This window comes from Nonomuraea antimicrobica, assembly GCF_039536965.1.
Classification (GTDB): domain Bacteria; phylum Actinomycetota; class Actinomycetes; order Streptosporangiales; family Streptosporangiaceae; genus Nonomuraea; species Nonomuraea antimicrobica.
This window is the reverse complement of the sequence record NZ_BAAAZP010000075.1, coordinates 63099-83266: the sequence shown is the minus strand read 5'-3', so window position 1 is coordinate 83266 and position 20168 is coordinate 63099. Positions and strand designations below refer to the sequence as shown.

General features: G+C 72.6%; 20 protein-coding genes. 10 read left to right on the top strand and 10 right to left on the bottom strand.

Annotated features, from left to right (window positions below):
• Positions 1-11 precede the first annotated feature (11 nt).
• Together ABD844_RS19925 and ABD844_RS19920 are read left to right on the top strand one after the other, a co-directional pair.
• A complete protein-coding gene (locus tag ABD844_RS19925; protein ID WP_344879609.1) occupies positions 12-626 on the top strand; it encodes a TIGR04282 family arsenosugar biosynthesis glycosyltransferase in 615 nt (204 codons plus the stop codon).
• Positions 623-1234, top strand: coding sequence for a class I SAM-dependent methyltransferase (locus ABD844_RS19920; protein ID WP_344879606.1), 612 nt, complete (start codon positions 623-625; stop codon positions 1232-1234). The genes ABD844_RS19925 and ABD844_RS19920 overlap by 4 nt, the downstream gene beginning before the upstream one ends.
• A gap of 14 nt (positions 1235-1248) precedes the next feature.
• On the opposite strand, the gene lysA is transcribed toward ABD844_RS19920, so the two are convergent.
• The gene (gene lysA, locus ABD844_RS19915; RefSeq protein ID WP_344879603.1) at positions 1249-2700 is read right to left on the bottom strand and encodes a diaminopimelate decarboxylase; all 1452 of its coding nucleotides are present in this window, start codon (positions 2698-2700) and stop codon (positions 1249-1251) included.
• 233 nt (positions 2701-2933) lie between these two features.
• Here lysA and ABD844_RS19910 point away from each other — a divergent pair, with 233 nt between their 5' ends.
• Positions 2934-3650, top strand: a complete 717-nt coding sequence (locus ABD844_RS19910; protein WP_344879600.1) for a nucleoside/nucleotide kinase family protein — start codon at positions 2934-2936, stop codon at positions 3648-3650.
• A 15-nt stretch (positions 3651-3665) separates the two neighbouring features.
• Here the strand turns inward: ABD844_RS19910 and ABD844_RS19905 are convergent, their stop codons facing one another.
• The gene (locus tag ABD844_RS19905) at positions 3666-4550 is read right to left on the bottom strand and encodes an alpha/beta fold hydrolase (protein WP_344879596.1); all 885 of its coding nucleotides are present in this window, start codon (positions 4548-4550) and stop codon (positions 3666-3668) included.
• Between the two features lie 166 nt (positions 4551-4716).
• On the opposite strand from ABD844_RS19905, the gene ABD844_RS19900 reads away from it, so the two are divergent.
• Together ABD844_RS19900 and ABD844_RS19895 are read left to right on the top strand one after the other, a co-directional pair.
• Complete coding sequence (locus tag ABD844_RS19900; RefSeq protein ID WP_344879594.1) at positions 4717-5733, top strand: TetR/AcrR family transcriptional regulator C-terminal domain-containing protein; 1017 nt, start codon at positions 4717-4719, stop codon at positions 5731-5733.
• Positions 5734-5868: 135 nt separating this feature from the next.
• Positions 5869-8076: a bifunctional SulP family inorganic anion transporter/carbonic anhydrase gene (locus ABD844_RS19895; protein ID WP_344879591.1), complete on the top strand. Its 2208-nt coding sequence runs from the start codon at positions 5869-5871 to the stop codon at positions 8074-8076.
• 91 nt (positions 8077-8167) lie between these two features.
• Here ABD844_RS19895 and ABD844_RS19890 read toward each other — a convergent pair whose 3' ends face one another.
• Positions 8168-8740 (bottom strand): TetR/AcrR family transcriptional regulator, encoded by a 573-nt coding sequence (locus ABD844_RS19890; RefSeq protein ID WP_344879588.1) that lies wholly within the window; start codon positions 8738-8740, stop codon positions 8168-8170.
• A 113-nt stretch (positions 8741-8853) separates the two neighbouring features.
• Here ABD844_RS19890 and ABD844_RS19885 point away from each other — a divergent pair, with 113 nt between their 5' ends.
• Positions 8854-9642, top strand: coding sequence for an SDR family oxidoreductase (locus ABD844_RS19885; RefSeq protein WP_344879585.1), 789 nt, complete (start codon positions 8854-8856; stop codon positions 9640-9642).
• Positions 9643-9681: 39 nt separating this feature from the next.
• Here the strand turns inward: ABD844_RS19885 and ABD844_RS19880 are convergent, their stop codons facing one another.
• From ABD844_RS19880 to ABD844_RS19865, 4 genes are all read right to left on the bottom strand, one after another.
• Complete coding sequence (locus ABD844_RS19880; protein WP_344879582.1) at positions 9682-10944, bottom strand: cytochrome P450; 1263 nt, start codon at positions 10942-10944, stop codon at positions 9682-9684.
• A 123-nt stretch (positions 10945-11067) separates the two neighbouring features.
• Complete coding sequence (locus ABD844_RS19875) at positions 11068-12327, bottom strand: RNA polymerase sigma factor (protein WP_344879579.1); 1260 nt, start codon at positions 12325-12327, stop codon at positions 11068-11070.
• A 70-nt stretch (positions 12328-12397) separates the two neighbouring features.
• Positions 12398-12772, bottom strand: coding sequence for a YciI family protein (locus tag ABD844_RS19870; RefSeq protein ID WP_344879576.1), 375 nt, complete (start codon positions 12770-12772; stop codon positions 12398-12400).
• Positions 12773-12850: 78 nt separating this feature from the next.
• Positions 12851-13519 (bottom strand): DUF998 domain-containing protein, encoded by a 669-nt coding sequence (locus ABD844_RS19865; RefSeq protein ID WP_344879573.1) that lies wholly within the window; start codon positions 13517-13519, stop codon positions 12851-12853.
• A gap of 250 nt (positions 13520-13769) precedes the next feature.
• Here ABD844_RS19865 and ABD844_RS19860 point away from each other — a divergent pair, with 250 nt between their 5' ends.
• Both ABD844_RS19860 and ABD844_RS19855 read left to right on the top strand, forming a co-directional pair.
• A complete protein-coding gene (locus ABD844_RS19860) occupies positions 13770-14825 on the top strand; it encodes a glycoside hydrolase family 19 protein (RefSeq protein WP_344879570.1) in 1056 nt (351 codons plus the stop codon).
• A 138-nt stretch (positions 14826-14963) separates the two neighbouring features.
• The gene (locus tag ABD844_RS19855) at positions 14964-15593 is read left to right on the top strand and encodes an HD domain-containing protein (protein ID WP_344879567.1); all 630 of its coding nucleotides are present in this window, start codon (positions 14964-14966) and stop codon (positions 15591-15593) included.
• A gap of 113 nt (positions 15594-15706) precedes the next feature.
• Here ABD844_RS19855 and ABD844_RS19850 read toward each other — a convergent pair whose 3' ends face one another.
• Positions 15707-16438: a polysaccharide deacetylase family protein gene (locus ABD844_RS19850; RefSeq protein ID WP_344879564.1), complete on the bottom strand. Its 732-nt coding sequence runs from the start codon at positions 16436-16438 to the stop codon at positions 15707-15709.
• A 316-nt stretch (positions 16439-16754) separates the two neighbouring features.
• Here ABD844_RS19850 and ABD844_RS19845 point away from each other — a divergent pair, with 316 nt between their 5' ends.
• On the top strand, positions 16755-17744 hold the full coding sequence (locus ABD844_RS19845) for a glycoside hydrolase family 11 protein (RefSeq protein WP_344879561.1): 990 nt from the start codon (positions 16755-16757) through the stop codon (positions 17742-17744).
• Between the two features lie 111 nt (positions 17745-17855).
• Positions 17856-18494, top strand: coding sequence for a TetR/AcrR family transcriptional regulator (locus ABD844_RS19840; RefSeq protein WP_344879558.1), 639 nt, complete (start codon positions 17856-17858; stop codon positions 18492-18494).
• Here ABD844_RS19840 and ABD844_RS19835 read toward each other — a convergent pair.
• Both ABD844_RS19835 and ABD844_RS19830 read right to left on the bottom strand, forming a co-directional pair.
• Positions 18482-19330 (bottom strand): 3-hydroxyacyl-CoA dehydrogenase family protein, encoded by an 849-nt coding sequence (locus ABD844_RS19835; protein WP_344879555.1) that lies wholly within the window; start codon positions 19328-19330, stop codon positions 18482-18484. The two genes, ABD844_RS19840 and ABD844_RS19835, sit on opposite strands and share 13 nt — an antisense overlap.
• Positions 19327-20085, bottom strand: coding sequence for an enoyl-CoA hydratase/isomerase family protein (locus ABD844_RS19830; RefSeq protein WP_344879552.1), 759 nt, complete (start codon positions 20083-20085; stop codon positions 19327-19329). The genes ABD844_RS19835 and ABD844_RS19830 overlap by 4 nt, the downstream gene beginning before the upstream one ends.
• Positions 20086-20168 lie beyond the last annotated feature (83 nt).

The following is a 20168-nucleotide window of genomic DNA, read 5'->3' as shown; positions in this document are numbered from 1 at the left end:
CGCCGCAGATCGTGATCATCGCCAAGGAACCGGTACCGGGCCGGGTCAAGACCCGGCTGACCCCGCCGTACGCCCCGGCCGAGGCCGCCGCCCTGGCCGAGGCCGCGCTGCGCGACACCGTACGCGCCGTCGCCGCGACCCCGGCCACCCAGCGGGTGCTCGCCCTGGACGGGTTGCCGGGCCGCTGGCTGCCCGCGGGTTTCGTGGTCATCCCGCAGCGCGGCGCGGGCCTGGACGAGCGCCTCGCGGCGGCCTTCACCGACGCGCACCGGCTGCGGCCGGACCCCGTCGTACTGATCGGCATGGACACCCCGCAGGTCACCCCGGCCCTGCTGGGCGAGGCGGGGAAGGCGTTGGAGCGGCACGACGCGGTGTACGGCCCGGCCGCCGACGGCGGTTTCTGGCTGCTCGGCCTGCGGCGGCCGGACCCCGGGCTACTGCTGGGGGTGCCCATGTCGCATCCGGAGACCGGCAAGCTCCAGCTCGACCGGCTCGAACGCACCGGGCTGGCCGTTCACCACCTGCCCGAGCTGACCGACGTCGACACCGCGGCCGACGCCCGCACCGTGGCCGCCCAGGCGCCCGCCTCCTGCTTCGCCGCCGCGCTGCGGGAGCTGGGCCGATGATCGGGAAACTGTACGCCGACGCCCTCGCGGGCGAGGCCGCCGAGCTGGAGTACGTGCACGGCGCGCGGGTCACGCTGGAGACCGCCCGCTGGTTCGAGCCGATCGACGGCGACGAGGAGCTCCTGAGCCGCTGCACCAGCCCCACGCTGGACATCGGCTCCGGCCCCGGACGGCTCACGGCGGCGCTGACCCGGCGCGGAGTCCGTACGCTGGGCATCGACGTCACTCCGCGCGCCGTCGCCCTGACCCGCCGCGCCGGGGGATTCGCCCTGCTCCGGGACGTCTTCGAGGACGTCCCCGGCAGCGGCCGGTGGGCGACGGCCCTGCTCGCCGACGGCAACATCGGCATCGGCGGCAATCCCGAGGTGCTGCTGCACAGGGTCAGGCAACTGCTGCGGCCGGGCGGGACGATCCTGGCCGAGGTCGCGCCGCCAGGGACCCGGAGCCGGGTCGACCGGCTCCGGCTGCGCAGGGGGCCGCTCACCGGGGAATGGTTCGCCTGGGCGACGGTCTCGGCGAGCGACCTCGAACGGGTGGCGCTGGCCTGCGGGTTCACCGAGTCCGAGCACTGGAGCGCGCACGGCCGCTGGCTGGCCCGCCTGCGCTGACACCCCGGCCGAGGTTACAGCCCCACGTCCCTGCGGAGCAGGTCGTCGATCTCCTCGCGGCGGACCACCACCCGGGCCGCCCCGTCGGCGACCGCGACGACCGGCGGGCGGCCGGTGAGGTTGTAGGTGGAGGCCATCGAGTGGTGATAGGCGCCGGTGGCGGGCACCGCGATGACGTCGCCCGCCCGGATGTCGGCGGGCAGCGGCGCGCCTTCGGCGATCACGTCGCCCGCCTCGCAGTGGTGACCCACCAGCGTCGTCGGGCGGACGGGCATGGCGGACCGGCGGCCGATCAGGCGGGCGGTGTAGCGGGCGCCGTACAGGGAGGGGCGCGGGTTGTCGCTCATCCCGCCGTCGACCGCGACGAGCGTACGGGAGAGGGTGCGCTTGACCGCGATGACCCGGTACAGCGTGAGCCCGGCGGGGCCGCTGATCGACCGGCCGGGCTCGACCGTCAGCCGTGGCTCCGGCAGGTCCAGCGCCGCGCACCGCTCCCGCACCGCCTTCGCCACGGTCACCGCGAACTCGTCCGGGGTGAGGCCGTGGCCGTCGGGGAGGTAGGCGATGCCCTGGCCGCCGCCCAGGTCGAGCTCGGGCAGCACGATCCCGTACGTGTCCCGGATCCGGGCGAGCTGCTCCACCATGACCCGTACCGCCCGCTCGTACGGCTCGGCGGCGAGGATCTGGGAGCCGAGGTGGCAGTGCAGGCCCACCAGGTGCAGCTCGGGTTGCCGAAGGACCCGGACGACGGCCGCGGCGGCGTCCCCCGTGGCGATGGACAGGCCGAACTTCTGCCCCTCCCCGCCGGTGCGGATCGACGCGTGCGCGCCCGCCTCGATGTCCGGGACGACCCGCAGCAGCACCTTCTGCCGCCGCCCCGGCGGGACCAGGCCCGCCAGCCGGGGGATCTCGGCGAGGTTGTCGACCACGATGCGGCCGACTCCGTACTCGACCGCGTCGAGCAGTTCGCGCGGGGTCTTGGCGTTGCCGTGGAAGACGATCCGTTCGGCGGGGAAGCCGACGGAGCGGGCGATGGCCAGTTCGCCGCCGGAGCAGACGTCGAGGCCGAGGCCCTCCTGGCGGATCCAGGTGGCCATGGCGCGGCACAGGAACGCCTTGGCCGCGTAGACGATGTCGGCGTCCGGCAGCGCCGTGCGGAAGGCGCGGCAGCGGGCGCGCACGTCGGTCTCGTCCACCACGTACACGGGGGTGCCGTGCCGTTCGGCGATGTCCATCAGGGGAACCCCGCCGGTGCTGGCGACCGGTTGGAAGCGGGTGGTGGCCGACCAGGGCTCCGCGGCGAACGGGGTGCGGGACCCGGCGGGGTCCCGCCGGAGGACGCCCGGCCCGCCGTTCGCCTCGCGGGTCTGGTCGTCGTCACGAACGACCGTGCGCGTCGTGGGCGCCGTGGACATCGTGGGCGCGGTGGGCATCGTGGGCGCCGTGGGCATCGTGGGCTCTGACATGTGCTTCCCTCCCGAGAAGGCCATCCAGGGCAGACGCTAACCCCACATCCGGACATATCTCGCAAAAGCTACACAATTTCCACGCGTGACCCGGGAATCCTGACGCTCCGTTGACGCCGTCCCGCTTCCCGCGCCGGGCCGGGCCGGCCCGGGCCGAAGGGGTGGTCTTGTCGTGCGGGTCCGCGATGTGATCACCTGGCAGGAGCCCCGAGACGCCCGCGAGGAGACGACGCTTGACCAGCCCTCACGACGACAGCCAGGTGTGGGACCCCTTCGGCACGCTCGGCCGGGCCCTGTGGATCGGCGGCGGCCAGTGGGCGGGCAAGAGCACCGTGGCCCGGCTGCTGGCCGCCCGGTACGGGCTGACCGCCTACCACTACGACTACCACGACATCCGCGCCCACAACGACCGCCGGATCGCCCGCCGCCTGGCGCTCGGCCAGTCACCCGCCGATCCCGACCTGGAGGACGTCTGGGTGCACACCACTCCGGCGGAGATGGCCGCGCAGACGCTGGCCGGGTTCCCGGTGCGGTTCGAATGGGCCCTGGACGACCTGCGCGCCCTGGTCTCCGGACGCCCTGTCCTGGCCGAGGGCTGGGGGCTGCGTCCCGAGTTCGTGGCGCCGATCGCCGGATCGCCCCGGCGGATGGTCGTCATGGTGCCCACCGAGGCGTTCCGCGCGTGGCAGGTGCGTTCTCTGCCCCGGGCCGCCACGTTCGATCACGAGGTGAGCGACCCGGTCAGGGCCCAGCGCAACCGGCTCGAACGGGACCGCCTCGTCGCCGACGACGCCGTCCGTTCCGCGCGCCGCCTCGGCGTCCGGGTGATCGAGGTGGACGGGTCCCGCGACGCCGACGCCGTCGCGGACCTCGTCGCCGACCACTTCCGCCCCTACCTCCCGCCCCTGGAGGGCCTTGCGGCGGAACGGAAGGGCAGGCCACCGGCGTAGCCGCGCGGCGGCGGCTCAGCGACCGGCCAGCTCGCTGAAGATCTCCACCAGCTCGGGGCGGCCGAAGGGCCCGACGTGGGGCGCGGCGACGCTGCGCACGTCGGTCGGGTTGTCCGGCGTCAGGCGGTCGGCCTCGCTGATGAACCGGTCCTGCAGCGCCGGAGGGATCAGCCGGTCGAGCGTGAAGCGCACGTACGTCCGCGGGATCCGGCCCCAGGTGTGCGCCTCGCCCCGGGCCTCGGCCAGGGGGACGGCGATGGGCTCGTCCGGTTCGAGTAGGTTGAGCAGCCGCGTCATCTCCTCGTCGGTGAAGCCGCCGGCCAGGCACTCCCGGATGCCGCCGATCACGGCCGGGTCGGCCGAGCGCCAGTTGACCCGGATCACGCCCAGGGCGGTCGGGTCGCCGACCGCCGCCCCGGTCACCAGGCTGACCAGGCTGTCGCGGTTCTCCTCGGTGGCGAGGTAGGCGGTCAGGTTGGGCAGGTCCACGCAGCAGTACGCCGAGACGTACACGACCCGGTCGAGCAGTTCGGGGACGGCGTTGCCGACCCTGCTCACCGTGAGGCCGCCCTGGCTGGCGCCGACCAGGATCACGGGGCCGTGGTCACTGGCGCGGCGCACCACGTCCACGACGCGCTTGGTGTAGTCGTCGAGGGTGTAACCGGCCAGTGCCGACGGCTCGACGGCCAGTGCCCCGAGGTCCTGCGGCGCCTGGTACGCCTGCGGGAAGAACGCTTCGGCGCCGTGTCCCGGCAGGTCGACGGCGACGCTCCGGTGTCCGCGCAGCGTGAGTTCGCCGATCAGGTCCGTCCACGAGTACGACGAGGAGTTGGTGCCGTGCACGAACACCAGGGTCGGCGCGCGCCGGTCGTCGTGGCCGGGGTCATGTTTCGTGGTCATCGGGTTTCGTCTCCCTTATCGGTGCACCGCAGTGCGTACGGTGTATTGGCTGTCCTGCGTACAGCGTATTGACACGACACCGAGAATGGGCGCTGAAAACGTCACTTGCCCTGCTAAAGTGCACTAGTACGATACTCAGTGAACTAGTACATCAGAGGAGAGTTTCATGTCGTCATCGGCGCGGCGGCCCGATCCGCCCTACCTGCGGATCGTCGCGGAGATCAGGGCCCGGATCCTGACCGGCGAGCTGCGTCCCGGCGAGCGCATGTACTCCGTCCGGCAGATCGCCCAGCGATGGGGCGTCGCGGTCGCGACCGCGACCAAGGTGATGGCGGCCCTGCGGGACGAAGGGCTGGTCGAGGCGAAGGTCGGCTCGGGAACAGTGGTCGGCTCAGGAGCGGCGGTCGAGCCAGGGGCGGCAGTCGAGCCGGGGACGGCGGTCGGCACTGGGACGGCGGTCGGCACCCGCTCCGGCGCTCCGCGGCCCGCGCCGGAGCGCCGGACGACCGAGCCGCCCAGGCAGGCGCTGAGCCGGGAGCAGGTGCCGCGCGCGGCCATGGCGATCGCCGACGTCGAAGGGCTCGACGCGGTGTCCATGCGGCGGCTCGCGGCCGAGCTGGGCGTCGGCCCGATGTCGTTGTACCGGCACGTGGCCAACAAGGACGAGCTGGTCACCCAGATGACCGACGCGGCCTTCGGCGAGGTGGAGCTGCCCACGCCCGGCCCGGACGGCTGGCGAGCCAAGCTCGAATGGATCGCCCGCCGCCAGTGGGAGCTGTGCCGGCGGCACCTGTGGCTGCCCAGGGCCGTTTCCCTGACCCGCCCGCTACTCGTGCCCAACATGATGGCCCACACCGAGTGGACCCTGCGCGCGCTCGACGGGCTCGGCCTGCCCATGGAGACCCGTCTCCAAGAGGCCCTGACCATGCACACGCTGGTGGTGGCGATGGCCCTGTCGATGGCGGCCGAGGTCGAGGCGGAGCAGGAGACCGGGGTGCCGCTCGACCGATGGTGGCTGGCGCGGCGGCAACGGGCCGACGACCTCCTCGCCGACGGGCGGTTCCCGCTGCTGGCCACGATCCCCGAGGGCACGGCGTCCGACCTGGACGGGCTGTTCGCGTACAGCCTCGCCCGCCATCTCGACGGCTTCGCCGCCCTGCTCGCCCGCACCCAGCGGAGCTGACCGGCCGGTCACCCTCCCGACCTGCGATGACCCCTCGCCGCGGCCCGGCTCACCCACGGGTCGCGGCGGGCGCCCGTACCGGACGGGCCTTCTGACGCCGGAGGGCGGTTTCCCTGGGGCACTAAGGTGTGCCGCATGGAGACAACTACGGAGAGTCGCCTTATGTGTACTCTCAGGTACGATCTACCCGCCTCACTGGTGGTTTTCCTGGTCGCGGTGCCCCTGTCGCTGGGCGTCGCGCTGGCCTCGGGAGCGCCGCTGGTGGCCGGGCTCGTCGCCGCCGCGGTGGGCGGCATCGTCGCGGGCGCGCTGGGCGGCTCGTCCGTTCAGGTGAGCGGGCCGACCGCGAGCCTGACCCTGGTGATCGCCGGTCTGGTGCACGCCTACGGCTGGCAGGCCACCTGCCTGATCACCGTGCTGGCCGGCGCGGTGCAGGTGCTGCTCGGCGCGTTCAAGGCGGCCAGGGCCGCGCTGGCCGTCTCGCCCGCCGTCGTGCACGGCATGCTCGCGGGCGTCGGCATCATCATCGCGCTCGCCCAGCTCCACGTCGTGCTGGGCGGCAGCCCTCAGCACTCGGCCTGGGCGAACCTGACGCAGTTGCCCGGTCAGATCATCGACATGCACGGCCATAAGGTCATGGTGGGCGTGCTCACCGTCACAGTGCTGCTGGTCTGGGACCGGCTGCCCAAGCCCGTCCGGGCGGTCCCCGCGCCGCTGGCGGCGCTGCTCGTGGCCGCAGGGACGGCCTGGATGTTCAACTGGAGCGTCACCCGCATCGACCTGTCCGGCGCGATCACCGGGTGGGCGCCGCCGCAGCTGCCGCCTGACGACTGGCACAACGTCGTCGGCGCGGTGCTGCTGGTGGCGCTGCTGGCCGGGGCCGAGTCGCTGCTGTGCTGCGTGGCCACCGACGGCACGCACACCGGCCGGCGTTCCGACCTCGACCGCGAGCTGTCCGGGCAGGGCGTGGCGAACATGGTCAGCGGCGTCCTGGGCGGGCTCCCGGTGGCCGGGGTGATCGTCCGCAGCACCACCAATGTCCGGGCGGGAGCCCGCAGCCACTGGTCGGCCATCCTGCACGGCGTCTGGGTCCTGCTGTTCGCGCTCTGCCTGGGCTGGACGATCAAGCTGATCCCGATGGAGGCGCTGGCGGCCCTGCTGGTCTTCATCGGCCTCAGGACGATCAGCCTGGGCCACGTCAGGAAGGTGCACGGCCACAACGAGGTGCCCGTCTACCTGGTGACCCTGGGGGGCGTCATCCTGGTGGGGCTGGCCGAGGGCGTCCTGGCCGGGCTGGCGCTGGCCGCGCTGCTGGCGTTGCGGCGGCTGACGCGGGTGACGGTCGACAAGCGCGAGGAAGGGAACGGTCGCGTGCGCGCGACGGTCTCGGGCTCGCTCACGTTCCTCGGCGTGCCCCAGCTGACCCAGGAGCTGCGGGCGATCCCGGCGAGCACCGCCGTGGACCTCGACCTGAACATCGACTTCATGGACAACGCCGCCTTCGAGGCCATCCACTCCTGGCGGCTCGACCACGAACGCCTGGGCGGCACCGTCACCATCGACGAACTGCACGACGAGTGGTACGCGATGGCCGCCAGCGGCACGCGCATGTTCCCGGCCAAGAGCCCGCCCAAGCCCGCCGGACGCTGGTGGCTGCCCTGGACCCACCGCCGCCCTGACACGGCCGTCGAATGCCAGCTCATCCTGGGCGCCGACGAGTTCCACCGGCGTACGGCGCCGCTCGTACGGGCCATCTTCACCGAGCTGGCCGCCGGGCAGGAGCCCTCTCACCTGTTCATCACGTGCGCCGACTCCCGCATCATGCCCAGCCTGATCACCTCCAGCGGCCCGGGTGACCTGTTCACGGTGCGCAACATCGGCAACCTGGTGCCGCGCGCGGGCTCGGACCCGGGCGACGACTCCGTGGCCGCCGCCATCGAGTACGCCACCCGCGTACTGAACGTGCACACCATCACGGTGTGCGGACACTCCTCCTGCGGCGCGATGGCCGCGCTGCTCCGGGATCCGGCGACCACGGCGGAGCTGCCCCAGTTGCGGCGCTGGCTGCGCCACGGCGGCGCCAGCCTGTCCAGGCTCGACGGGGCACGCGACGACGGCGCCCTCGACGCCCTCTGCCGGCTCAACGTCCGGCAGCAGCTCGAGAACCTGCGAACGTACGGCAAGGTCGACGAGCAGGTCAGGGCCGGGCGGCTGAAGCTGGTGGGGCTGTACTTCGACATCGCCTCCGCGCGTGTGCAGGTCGTGCCGCCGGGCGAGCCCGTCGCGGACGCCGACCATCCCTCGTTCTCCCGGTGCCGACCCGTGCCCAGGCCCGCGACGTAGGCCGGCGCACCGGCCCCTGGCGGGCGGCCGGGCCCGCCGGGCCCTGCCGGGCGGCCGGGAGTGACCGCGTCTCCCGTTCGCTCGTCGGGGCTCAGCCCAGACCCTGACCGGTGCCGACGCCGCGCAGCAGGGTGTCCACCAGGCGGGCCGCCAGGGCGTCGGGGTCGCCGTCGCGGACCTGCGCCGCGTCGTGGATCAGCGCGTAGTAGACCCGCCTGGCCCAGCCGGGGTCGACGTCCGCGCGCAGCGCCCCCGCCTCCTTGGCCCTCGCGAAGAGCCGCTCGCAGCGCTCCATCACGTCGGCGTGGACCCCGGCCGTCTCGGCGGCGGCCATCGCCTGGCCCATGGCGTACCCGAAGTCGATCTTGACCCGCAGCACGTTGGCGGTGATCTGGTAGAGGGCGACGAGCGGCGGCGTGGACTCGGGGTGGGCGGCGTCGACGGCCTCGGCGAACCGGCGGGTGGCCCAGGACGCCAGCGCGGCCACGAGCGCGTCGCGCGAGGCGAAGCGGCGATGGACGGTGGTGCGCGCGACCCCGGCGGCCTCGGCGATCTGCTCCATGCTCGCCGCCGGGTTCTTGCTGAGCACCCGCTCGGCCGCCTCCAGGATCGTCCGCACCGTCCGCTCGGCATCGGATCTCAGGGCGCGCGTCGTCTCACTCACTCCGCAGATGGTACGCCATCGTCTCCGCTCAGCCAGCAGTTGCATCATTGTTGTTGCATCTTCTATGGTTTCAGCATCATCCAAGATGCGCTTCGAGGGGAAAGGATCATTCCATGGACATGAGGCTGACCGGGAAGACCGCCGTGGTGACCGGCGCCAGCAGGGGCATCGGGCTGGCCATCACCCAGGCGCTGGCGGGCGAGGGCATGCGGGTCGTGGCCGCCGCCCGGACGATCACACCCGCGCTGAAGGAGACCGGCGCGACGGCGCTGACGGCCGACCTGTCCACGTCCGGCGGTCCCGCCGAGCTGATCGGGCGGGCGCTGGCCGAGCTGGGCGAGATCGACCTGCTGGTCAACAACGTGGGCGGCGGCGACGTCGGCGACGACCACGTCGGCGGCTTCCTCGGCTTCGCCGACGAGCACTGGGTGCGCGACTACGACCTGAACTTCCTCAGCGCCGTGCGCGCCACCCGGGCCGCCCTGCCGAGCCTGCTGCGAAGCCGGGGCACCGTGGTCAACGTCTCGTCCAACGGCGCACGCATGCCGCACGCGGGGCCGGTGACGTACACGACGGCCAAGGCGGCGCTGACCGCGTTCGGCAAGGCGCTCGCCGAGGAGTTCGGGCCGCAGGGGGTGCGGGTGAACACGATCTCGCCCGGCGCGACGCGTACCTCGCTGTGGGAGTCCCCCGACGGGTACGGCGCCGCGCTGGCCTCCTCGCTCGGCCTGGAGCACGAGCAGCTCCTCGCGGGCCTGCCGTCGAGCACCGGCATGACCACCGGCCGGCTCGTGACGGCGGAGGAGGTCGCCGCCCTGGTGACGTGGCTGGCGTCACCGCACGCGGGCAGCGTCAACGGCGCCGACTACGTCATGGACGGCGGGGCGATCAAGACGGTCTGACGCGCCGCGGTCGACCGCCCGTGGTGGCCGGGCCCCGGATCAGGAACGCCCGTCCAAGGTGTAGCGGACGGGCAGGCGCTTGAGCCCGCCCACGAACGTCGTGGCGGTCCACGCGGGCTCACCGTCGAGGCCGACGCTCGACAGCCGGGGAACGAGTTCGGCGAAGAGCGCGCGGATCTCCGTACGGGCGAGCACCGCGCCCAGGCAGTGGTGCACGCCGGCGCCGAAGCCCAGGTGCCGGTTCGGGTCGCGGCCGGCGTCGAAGCGGGACGGGTCGGCGAAGACGTCCTCGTCCCGGTTCGCCGACGGGTACGACAGCAGCACCGACTCCCCCTTCCCGATGCGCACACCGCCGACCAGCGCGTCGGCCGAGGCGGTGCGCATGAACTCCTTCACCGGGCTCACCCACCGGATCATCTCCTCGACGGCCAGGGGCAGCAGGGCGGGGTCGTCCCGCAGCCGCCGCAGCTCGGCCGGGTGCCGGATGAGCGCCTCCAGGCCGCCCGCGATGGTGGAGCTGGTGGTGTCGTGCCCGGCCGTGGCGATGAGGACGTAGTAGGAGATGGCCAGTTCGTCGTCCAGGAGCCGGCCGTCGACGCGGGCGTTGGCGATCGCCGAGGCGAGGTCGCCGGTCGGCCTGGCCCTGCGCCGGGCCGTCAGGTCGTGGAAGTAGGCGAAGAGGTCCTCCAGTACGGAGGTGTGGCCCTGAGGGCTCCCGCCGCGCCCGGTGTCCTCGTCGTGCTGCCCGAACAGCTCCTGGGTGAGGCGCAGCATGCGCGGGAAGTCCGACTCGGGCAGGCCGAGGAGGCTGAGGATGACGTAGAGGGGGTAGTGCGCGGCGACCTGGCGGGCGAAGTCGCAGGCGCCGTCGTGCTCGGCCATCCGGTCGACGTGGCGGCGGGCCAGCTCGCGCACCCGGGCCTCCATGGCCCGCATGGCCCTGGGGCGGAACCAGTCGGCCGCGACCGCGCGCAGCGCGCGGTGCTCGGGACCGTCCATGTGGACGATGGTCCTGAACCCGGCGCCGCGCGCCCCGCGGGCCTCCATCGCGGCGTCGAGGTCGGCCGTTCTCAGCCTGGGGCGTGGGGCGCTGAGCCACAGGTCGTGGTCGCGCTCGACGGCGAGGACGTCGGCGTGCCGGGTGAGCGCCCAGAACGGGGTGTACCCGGGAACCTCCACCCGGTGGACGGGCGACTCGCGGCGCAACCGCGCGAGCCCCTCGTGCAGGCGGGTCTCGTCGGTGTACGCGGCGGGCGCGGCGAACATGCGCCCGGCCTCGACCACCGACATGGCGGTGTCCACGATGCAGCCTCCTGTCGCGTCGGCCAGGTCATGCCATTCCCCCGCCGCGCCCTCCCCAAGCCCCCTGCGTCTCCTCGCACGGGCACATCGCCGCCCGAGCCACCCGTGACCGGCGCCCGGCCGTCACGCCGAGAGAGCGGCGGCGCGGCGCAGGAACAGGGCGCTCTCGCGTTCGTTGCCGGTCAGCTCGGCCGCGCGCCGGAACTCGGCCGCCGCCTCCCCCGCCCGGCCGAGCTTGGCCAGCAGGTCACCGCGGACGGCGGGCAGATGGGCGTAGCCGCGCAGGGCGCGTTCGCCGATGAGCGCGTCGGCGATCTCCAGCCCGCGTTCCGGGCCGTAGGCCATGCCGACCGCGACCGCCCTGTTCAACTCGACGACGGGCGAGGGCGTCAGGTGGGCCAGCAGCCGGTAGAGGGCCGCGATGCGTTCCCAGTCGGTGGCCTGCGCCGTGAGCGCGCGGGCGTGGCAGGCGGCGATGGCGGCCTGCAGCCCGTACGGCCCCAGCGTGCCCAGCTCCTCGGCCCGGCGCAGCGCGGCCAGGCCGCGGCGGACGAGCAGCCGGTCCCAGCGGCTGCGATCCTGGTCGAGGAGCAGGATGGGCGAGCCGTCACGGGCGGTCCTGGCCGGGATGCGCGCGGCCTGGATCTCCATGAGGGCGAGCAGGCCGTGCACCTCGGGCTCGGCGGGCATGAGCCCGGCCAGGACACGGCCCAGGCGCATGGCCTCCTGGCACAGCGACGGGCGGATCCAGTCCTGGCCCGCGGTCGCCGCGTACCCCTCGTTGAAGATCAGGTAAATGACCTCCAGGACGGACGCCAGCCGCCCCGGCAGCTCGGCGGGCGGTGGCAGCTCGATCGGGATCCTCCTGTCGGCCAGCGTGCGCTTGGCGCGGGAGATGCGCTGGCCGACGGTGGGCTCGGGGACGAGGAACGCGCGGGCGATCTCGGCCGTGGACAGGCCGCCGAGCAGCCGGAGGGTGAGCGCGAGCCGCCCTTCGGCGGGCAGTTCGGGATGGCACGCCGTGAAGATCAGGCGGAGCAGGTCGTCGCCGATGTGGTCGTCGAGGGCGTCGTCCAGCTCGGCTTCCGCCGACTCCTGGCGGAGCTCCAGGTCGCGGCCCACCTCCTGCAGCTTGCGCTGGTAGGTGTCGCGGCGGCGGAACTGGTCGATCGCGCGGTGCTTGGCGGTGAGAGTCAGCCAGGCACCCGGATTGTCCGGTACGCCCTTGCGCGGCCACTCTTCGAGGGCGGCCACCAGCGCGTCCTGGGCCAGCTCTTCCGCCAGGGCGAGGTCTTTGACCATCCGGGCCAGGGCGGCGACGACGCGGGCGGACTCGATCCGCCACACCGCCTCCACCACCCGGTGCGATTCGGCTGCCGTCATGCGTCCTGGATACACCATCCGGCCACGGGGCCGACCGCGCGTGCGCGGCCGACCCCGTGGCCGGGCGCGGTCACGCCGGCGGGGCGAAGTCCTCGGGGGTGAACAGGCGCAGGACGTCCGCCTCGCCCTCCCAGCCTGGCCACAGGTCACGGTGCAGCTTCATGAAGCGGGCGGCCCATTCCACGGCCTCCTCCTTCGTCCTGACCTCGTACAGCGCATAGCTGATCATCTCCTTGGCCTCGGCGAACGGGCCGTCGCTGACGGTCAGCCGGCCGCCGCTCACCTCGATCCGCGCCCCCTCCGAGCTGGGGGCCAGGCCGCTGTTGTCGAGCATGCTCCCGGCCTCGGTGGCCTCCTGGCCGAGCTTGAAGATGGCTTCCATGAGGTCGGACGGGGGCGGCCCGTCGGGCTGGGCGATGACTTTGAGTGTGACCAGATAACGCATTCGTGTGCTGCCTTCCACTATCGCCGCGGGGCTCTTCAGGGGTGGTTTCCAGGATGGACTCGTCAGGATAGGACGAGGTCAGGCGGGGTGGCGCGCCAGGCTCAGCGACAGCAGCGACAGCCAGCACCAGACCGCCACGATCCCGGCGACGAACACCAGGGTGCCGGCGGCGCCGCCGGCGCCGGAGGCGATCCCGGCGAACGACCCCAGGAAGAGCGTGCCGGTGACGCGCGAGTACCAGGCCCAGCCGTTGTCGCCGTGGCGGGCGTACCGGGAGCCGATGATGTAGCACGCCGCGGACAGACACAGGAACCCGACACCGCCGACGGCCAGGTGCAGGATGCCCGACAGCGTGACGACGCCGGGGCCTTCCGGCGTACCCGCGGGGAAGCCCATCGCGGGGTCGGCGGGGAAGAGGGCGGCGCCGATCATACTGACGCCGAACGCGCCGACGAGGATCGGCGCCCAGCGGGCCCCGCGTCCGGGCATCAGGGCGCGGCGCAGGCCCACGGCCGCGGCGACGGTGGCCAGGCCGGTGACGGCGAAGTTGGCGGTCTGGATCCAGCCCGGCTCGCCGTTGGCCAGCAGGCTCCAGGCGTGGCGGGTCAGGTCGAAGCCCTCCCGGGTGAGCGCCTGGACCAGCGCGACGGTCACGTACAGAGGGCCGGCCGCGACGCCGCAGCCGAGCAGCAGGCGCCGCAAGGAGCCGGGGCGGGCGGGGGCGGGCGGGCTGAGCTGCTGGGTCATGGTCGTCTGCCTCGCTTCTGCGGGGCCGGTCCATCCGGCCCTCCGGGGACACCGCGAACGAGGCGGCGGGATTTCGACACGCGCCCGCGGATTCTTTTCAAGATTTTTTCTGGACCCCCGTGCGCGAGCGATTCCACCCCGTCGATCGGCGCGGTGCGGAACTCTGACTTTGGGCCTTGCGCGGCGGCAGCTCATCCGTTAATCCTTAGGAAACTTTCTTATGTATTCCAGGCTTCGAGGGAGTGATCACGTGCGAAGATTCCTGGCCCCGCTGGCCGCGTTGTTACTGGCCACCGGGGTGCTCGCGGTGCTTCTGCCGTCCACGGCGAACGCCGCCGCCTGCGCCACCGCCTGGAGCGCTTCCTCCGTCTACACCGGCGGCGCGGTCGTGTCGCACAACGGGCGCAACTGGTCCGCCAAGTGGTGGACCCAGAACGAGACCCCTGGCGGCGCCGACGTCTGGGCCGACCAGGGAACCTGCACCGGCGGCAGCGGCGGGGGCACGGCGTGCTCCTACCCGAACTGGGTGGCCGGGCAGTGGTACGCCGTGGGCAGCATCGTCCGCTACACCGACGGCAACCACTACATCGCCGTCCACGAGAACCCCGGCTACGACCCGGTGATCAGCCACTGGTACTGGGACCCGTACACCTGCTCGGGCGGCCCCACCGACCCGCCTGACCCGTCCGGCTTCGTGGTCAGCGAGGCCCAGTTCAACCAGATGTTCCCGAGCCGGAACTCCTTCTACACCTACAGCGGCCTGACCGCGGCGATGAGCGCCTACCCCGCCTTCGCCAAGACCGGCAGCGACACGGTCAGGAAGCAGGAGGCCGCCGCCTTCCTGGCGAACGTCAACCACGAGACCGGCGGGCTCGTCCACATCGTCGAGCAGAACACCGCCAACTACCCGCACTACTGCGACGCGAGCCAGTCGTACGGATGCCCGGCCGGACAGGCCGCCTACTACGGCCGCGGCCCCATCCAGTTGAGCTGGAACTTCAACTACAAGGCGGCCGGGGACGCGCTCGGCCTGCCGCTGCTGACCAACCCGTGGCTGGTGCAGCAGGACGCGGCCGTGGCCTGGAAGACCGCCCTGTGGTACTGGATGACCCAGAACGGCCCCGGCACCATGACGGCCCACAACGCGATGGTCAACGGCCGCGGCTTCGGCGAGACCATCCGCAGCATCAACGGCAGCCTGGAGTGCAACGGCGGCAACCCCGCCCAGGTGCAGAGCCGGGTCAACGCCTACCAGCGCTTCACCGGGATCCTCGGGGTGACCCCCGGAGGCAACCTCACCTGCTGAGGACCCACGACCCCCGGCCCGCACGCTGTCCACATCGCGTGCGGGCCGCGGCACCTCCCCGAGGCACCCCTGCGTTCGCGCGTTGTCCTCCCGGGTATCCGCAGGTCACGGGGGGAGCGCCGACCGAGGGGACACCGCATGGCGATCGACGAGACCGTGCCGGACACCGAACTGGCCAAGGAGGCCACGGCGTTCGTCCGCGACAACACGAGTGACCTGATCTACCACCATTCGCGCCGTGTCTACTTCTTCGGCACCTTGCAGGGCCGTACGCGCGGCCTGAGCTTCGACCCCGAACTGCTCTACATCGGCGCCATGTTCCACGACCTGGGCCTGAACGCGGAGCACCGCGACAGCGGCAAGCGCTTCGAGGTGGACGGCGCGAACGAGGCCCGCCGTTTCCTGCGGGCGCGAGGCGTGCCCGAGGACAGCATCCGGCGGGTCTGGACGGCCATCGCCCTGCACACCACCCCGGGCATCCCGGAGTTCATGGAGCCGGAGATCGCCCTGGTCACGGCGGGCGTCGAGTACGACGTGCTCGGCATCGGCTACGACGACCTCACCGACGCCCAGCGGGACGAGATCACCGCCCTGCACCCGCGGCCGGGTTTCAAGGAGGCGATCCTGGCGGCGTTCACCGAGGGCATAGCGCCCAAGCCGGAGACCACGTTCGGCAACGTCAAGGCCGACGTCCTGGAGCGGTACGTGCCCGGCTTCCGCCGCGGCAACTTCGTCGACACGATCCTCGGCTCGCCCTGGCGGGAGTAGCGCGTACGGCGCCGGTCAGGCCGTACGGCAGGCGACCGACGGCCAGGTCCGGTTGCCGCCGTGCCGGACGGTGAAGCCGAAGGTGTTGCCGCTGCCGTCCGGCCGCGTCGTCATCACGTCGCCCTCGCCGGGCCTGCGCCGCCGGGCGCGACGGCCCTGCCGGTGACGGTGGAGATCATCCCTGCGCACAGGTTGCGGGCGCGCAGGTTCGCGGCGATCTGCGGGATGGCGGCCAGTGTCGTGGCGTACTGGTCGTGCATGAGGATGACCTGGCCGTTCTGCAGCCGACCGGCCGCCTGGACGATCTGGGCGGCGCTCGCCCCGTTCCAGTCCCGGGAGTCGACGTCCCAGAGCACCTCCGTGAGGCCGAGCTGCTGCGCCACCGACCTCAGGGTGGCATTGGTCTCCCCGTACGGCGGACGGAACAGCCGGGGCGCGACCCCCGTGGCCTGCTGGACGACCTGCTGGGTGCGCTGCAGTTCCGAGGCCATCTGCGCGCTGCCGAGCTGGGTCAGGCGCGGGTGCGACCAGCTATGGTTGCCGATCCACATGCCCGCGTCCCGCTGCGCCCGGACCAGGGCCTGGTTGTTCTGGGCGTTCTGACCGGTGTTGAACATCGTGGCCCGCAGGCCGTTCGAGGTCAGCGCGTTGAGCAGGTTGGCGGTGTTGCCGGGATTGGGCCCGTCGTCGAACGTCAGCCCGACGTAGCCGCCGCAGGCGGCGGCGCGGCGCCCGGCGGCCACGGCCGAGGTGGCGGTGGCGGTGGCGGTGACGGCGAGACAGACGGCGAGAGTCCCGCCCAGGACGGCGGCGGTGAGTGCGGTACGGCGCTTCCGATCGATCATGCTAATCCCTTGATCGCTGGAGGACGGCTTCACCTGCGGTCATTGTGGAGACGCCGCCGAAACGTGTCAACGACAGTCAGAAATATTTCGGCAACAACGGGGCGGCTACACCTAACATCACCCGCCCGACATGGAGCCTCACCCGCCGGAACCTGCCAGCACCACCGAGAAACGTTCATCCCCTCCGCGAGCCTCACCTGCCGGATTTCAAAGACATTTCCCCGATCATTGACAACCCGTCGAGGCGATCCGATACTTTCGCAATTACACCGATAATTTCGGATCCCGCCAGCCTTCACGAGAAGGAGGCACGCACATGAACGACGCCCCCGCCCGCCCCCGCAACCACGCCAGGACGCTGCTCGGCCGTGTCTGCGTCGTCGCCGCGGCCCTGGTCGTGGCCCTGGCGACGCCGCCCGGCATCGCCCACGCCGCCCCCGTCACCTCCAACCAGACCGGCACGAACAACGGGTACTTCTACTCGTTCTGGACCGACAGCCCGGGCTCGGTCTCCATGGAGCTCGGCTCCGGCGGCAACTACAGCACCTCGTGGCGCAACACCGGCAACTTCGTCGCCGGGAAGGGCTGGAACCCCGGCGGACGCAGGACGGTGAGCTATTCGGGCAGCTTCAACCCGTCGGGCAACGCGTACCTGACGCTCTACGGGTGGACGAGGAACCCGCTCGTCGAGTACTACATCGTCGACAACTGGGGCACCTACCGGCCCACCGGGACCTACAAGGGCACCGTCACCAGCGACGGCGGCACGTACGACGTCTACCAGACGACGCGCTACAACGCCCCCTCCATCGAGGGCACCAGGACGTTCAACCAGTACTGGAGCGTCCGGCAGCAGAAGAGGACCGGCGGGACCATCACCTCGGGCAACCACTTCGACGCCTGGGCCCGCTACGGCATGAGCCTCGGCGGCCATGACTACATGATCCTCGCGACCGAGGGATACCAGAGCAGCGGCAGCTCGAACATCACCGTGGGCGGCTCCCCCGGCGGCGGTGGCGACGGTGGTGGCGGCGGTGGCGGCGGGTGCACCGCCACGCTCTCCGCCGGCCAGCAGTGGAGCGACCGGTACAACCTCAACGTCTCGGTCAGCGGCTCCAGCAACTGGACCGTGACGATGAACGTGCCGTCCCCGGCGAAGATCCTGTCCACCTGGAACATCAGCGCCGCCTACCCCAGCGCCCAGGTGCTGACCGCCCGGCCCAACGGCAACGGCGACAACTGGGGCGTGACGATCCAGCACAACGGCAACCACACCTGGCCGACGGTCTCCTGCGGCGCGGGCTGACCACCGGCCGACGGCGCCGGTCGGGCCGTACGGCGGGAGACCGTCCCGGCGCTCCAGGTCGCCCTTCGGCGCCTGGTCAAGGCGGCGGTCGGCACGTGAGATGCTGCAAAGGTGACGACGATCGGACCCGCCGAGCCGGCCCCGCGCCGCCGGCGTGGCCGTCCCGGCTACGACCAGCCGGCGATCCTGCGTACCGCGATCGAGCTGTTCAACCGCAGGGGCTACGACGCCACGAGCATGGGCGACCTGGCCAGGGAGCTGGGGCTGACCAAGCCGGCCATCTACCACCACGTCACGAGCAAGGAGCAGTTGCTCGGCGAGGCGCTGGCCGACGCCCTCGACGAGCTGACGTCCGTCGTGACCGAGGCGTCCGGCGAGCGCGACGGGGTCAGCGCCTACCAGCGGCTGCGCGAGGTGGTGCGGCGCAGTGTCGAGGTGCTCGTGGCGCACCAGCCGTCCGTCACGCTCCTGCTGCGGGTGCGCGGCAACAGCGAGGTCGAGCTGGCCGCGCTGGAGCGGCGGCGCTGGCTCGACGACCGCCTGGCCGCGCTCGTCGCGGACGCCGTCGCGGAGGGCTCGCTGCGCGACAACGTGCCACCGGCGCTGGTGAGCCGGTTGCTGTTCGGGATGGTGAACTCACTGGTGGAGTGGTACCGGCCGGACGGGGCCTACGATCACGCGGTGGTCGCCGACGCGATCACCGCCATCGCCTTCGACGGCCTGGCCCGCCACGAGGCTCACCAGGTGTAGAAGCCCTGGCCGGTCTTGCGGCCCAGGTGCCCGGCCGCGACCAGGTCGCGCAGGACGCGCGGCGGCTCGAAGCGCGGGCCCAGCTCGCGCGCCAGGTGCTCGGCGATGGCGAGCCGCACGTCGAGGCCCACGAGGTCGGTGGTGCGCAGCGGCCCGGTCGGGTGACGGTAGCCGAGGGTCATCGCCGTGTCGATGTCGGCCGCGCTCGCGACCCCCTCCTCCAGCATCCTCATCGCCTCCAGCGCCAGGCAGACCCCGAGCCTGCTGCTGGCGAACCCGGGCGAGTCGATCACGGTGATGGGCGTCTTGCCGAGCGCCGCCACCCACCCCTGGGCCCTCGTCACGAGCCCCGGGTCCGTTCGCGGCGCGGCGACGATCTCGACGAGGTCGCTCACCGGGACGGGGTTGAAGAAGTGCAGCCCGAGAAGGCGCTCCGGCGACTTCAGGGCGGCCGCGAGCCCGTCGAGGGACAGGCTGCTGGTGTTGGAGGCGAGCACGGCCGACGGCGCCCGCCGCTCGGCGACGGCCAGCACCTCGGCCTTGAGCGCCGCGTCCTCGGGCACGGCCTCGACGACCAGCTCGCAGCCCGCCAGCCCGCCGGGGTCGGCCGTCGTGCGCAGCCGGGCCAGCGCCCGCTCGACCGGCTCGCCGAGCGCGCCCTTGGCGTGGGCCTTGGCCAGGCTGTCGGCCACCCGGGCGGCGGCTGCGGCGGCCGTATCGGCGGTGTTCTCGACGATCACCACGTGGCCGCCCGCGACGAGGAACGCGTGCGCGATCCCGGCCCCCATCCGTCCGCCGCCGTAGATCCCCACCGTGCGCGGGAGGTCACCGTTCATCGCGTACGTCCTTCCCCGCGGCGGCGTTCCAGGAACGCCGTCATCCGCGCGTGCTTCTCCTCGGTCTCGAACAGCACCGCCTGCGCCAGGTCGTCCACGAACGGGTGGGCCTGCCGCGGGGCGTGGAAGACGGCCTTCATGAGCCGGGTGGCCAGGGGCGCCTGCGCGGCCACGCGGTCGGCGAGCCGGTGCCCGGCGGCCGTCAGCTCCGCGGGCTCCACGACCTCGTTGAGCAGCCGTACGGCGTGCGCCTCCGCGGCGTCGAGCACGCGGCCCGCGAGCAGGATCTCCTTGGCCAGCGGCTCCCCCACCAGCTCGGCGAGCCGCCAGGCCGCGCCGGCGGCCGCGAGGATGCCCAGGCCGGTCTCCGGGTTGCCGATGCGCGTGCGCGGGGTGCCGATCCGGAAGTCGCAGGCGTAGGCGAGTTCGGCGCCGCCGCCGAGCGCGTACCCGTCGAGCAGGGCCACGGTCGGCATGGGCAGCCGGTGGATCCGGTCGAAGATCTTGGAGTTGATGCCGCGCAGCGCGTCGTCCCTGCCGCGTTCGCGAAGCTGGGCGATGTCGGCCCCGGCGGCGAAGGTGGTTCCCTCACCGACGAGCAGGACGATCCTCGGCTCCTCCTCGACGGCGGCGCAGGCGGCGTGCAGGGCGTCGACCAGCTCCCGATCGATCGCGTTGCGGACCTCGGGACGGTTGAGCCGCCACACGACTCGGTCGGCGCCCTCCTCGACGACCAGGCCGGCCCCGGCGCTCATGGGCGCTCCCCGGGCGAGGCGTCCCCTGGAGGGACGACGCCCGGCGTCCGCACGCCGTTGATCACGAAGGCTTGGGTCACGCA

Excerpts from the sequence above, each read along its gene's own strand:
- ABD844_RS19920 (WP_344879606.1), top strand. The coding sequence starts at position 623 with ATGATCGGGAAACTGTACGCCGACGCCCTCGCGGGCGAGGCCGCCGAG.
- lysA (WP_344879603.1), bottom strand. The coding sequence starts at position 2,700 with ATGTCAGAGCCCACGATGCCCACGGCGCCCACGATGCCCACCGCGCCC.
- ABD844_RS19905 (WP_344879596.1), bottom strand. The coding sequence starts at position 4,550 with ATGACCACGAAACATGACCCCGGCCACGACGACCGGCGCGCGCCGACC.
- ABD844_RS19900 (WP_344879594.1), top strand. The coding sequence starts at position 4,717 with ATGTCGTCATCGGCGCGGCGGCCCGATCCGCCCTACCTGCGGATCGTC.
- ABD844_RS19895 (WP_344879591.1), top strand. The coding sequence starts at position 5,869 with ATGGAGACAACTACGGAGAGTCGCCTTATGTGTACTCTCAGGTACGAT.
- ABD844_RS19885 (WP_344879585.1), top strand. The coding sequence starts at position 8,854 with ATGGACATGAGGCTGACCGGGAAGACCGCCGTGGTGACCGGCGCCAGC.
- ABD844_RS19875 (WP_344879579.1), bottom strand. The coding sequence starts at position 12,327 with ATGACGGCAGCCGAATCGCACCGGGTGGTGGAGGCGGTGTGGCGGATC.
- ABD844_RS19870 (WP_344879576.1), bottom strand. The coding sequence starts at position 12,772 with ATGCGTTATCTGGTCACACTCAAAGTCATCGCCCAGCCCGACGGGCCG.
- ABD844_RS19865 (WP_344879573.1), bottom strand. The coding sequence starts at position 13,519 with ATGACCCAGCAGCTCAGCCCGCCCGCCCCCGCCCGCCCCGGCTCCTTG.
- ABD844_RS19855 (WP_344879567.1), top strand. The coding sequence starts at position 14,964 with ATGGCGATCGACGAGACCGTGCCGGACACCGAACTGGCCAAGGAGGCC.
- ABD844_RS19850 (WP_344879564.1), bottom strand. The coding sequence starts at position 16,438 with ATGATCGATCGGAAGCGCCGTACCGCACTCACCGCCGCCGTCCTGGGC.
- ABD844_RS19845 (WP_344879561.1), top strand. The coding sequence starts at position 16,755 with ATGAACGACGCCCCCGCCCGCCCCCGCAACCACGCCAGGACGCTGCTC.
- ABD844_RS19835 (WP_344879555.1), bottom strand. The coding sequence starts at position 19,330 with ATGAACGGTGACCTCCCGCGCACGGTGGGGATCTACGGCGGCGGACGG.
- ABD844_RS19830 (WP_344879552.1), bottom strand. The coding sequence starts at position 20,085 with ATGAGCGCCGGGGCCGGCCTGGTCGTCGAGGAGGGCGCCGACCGAGTC.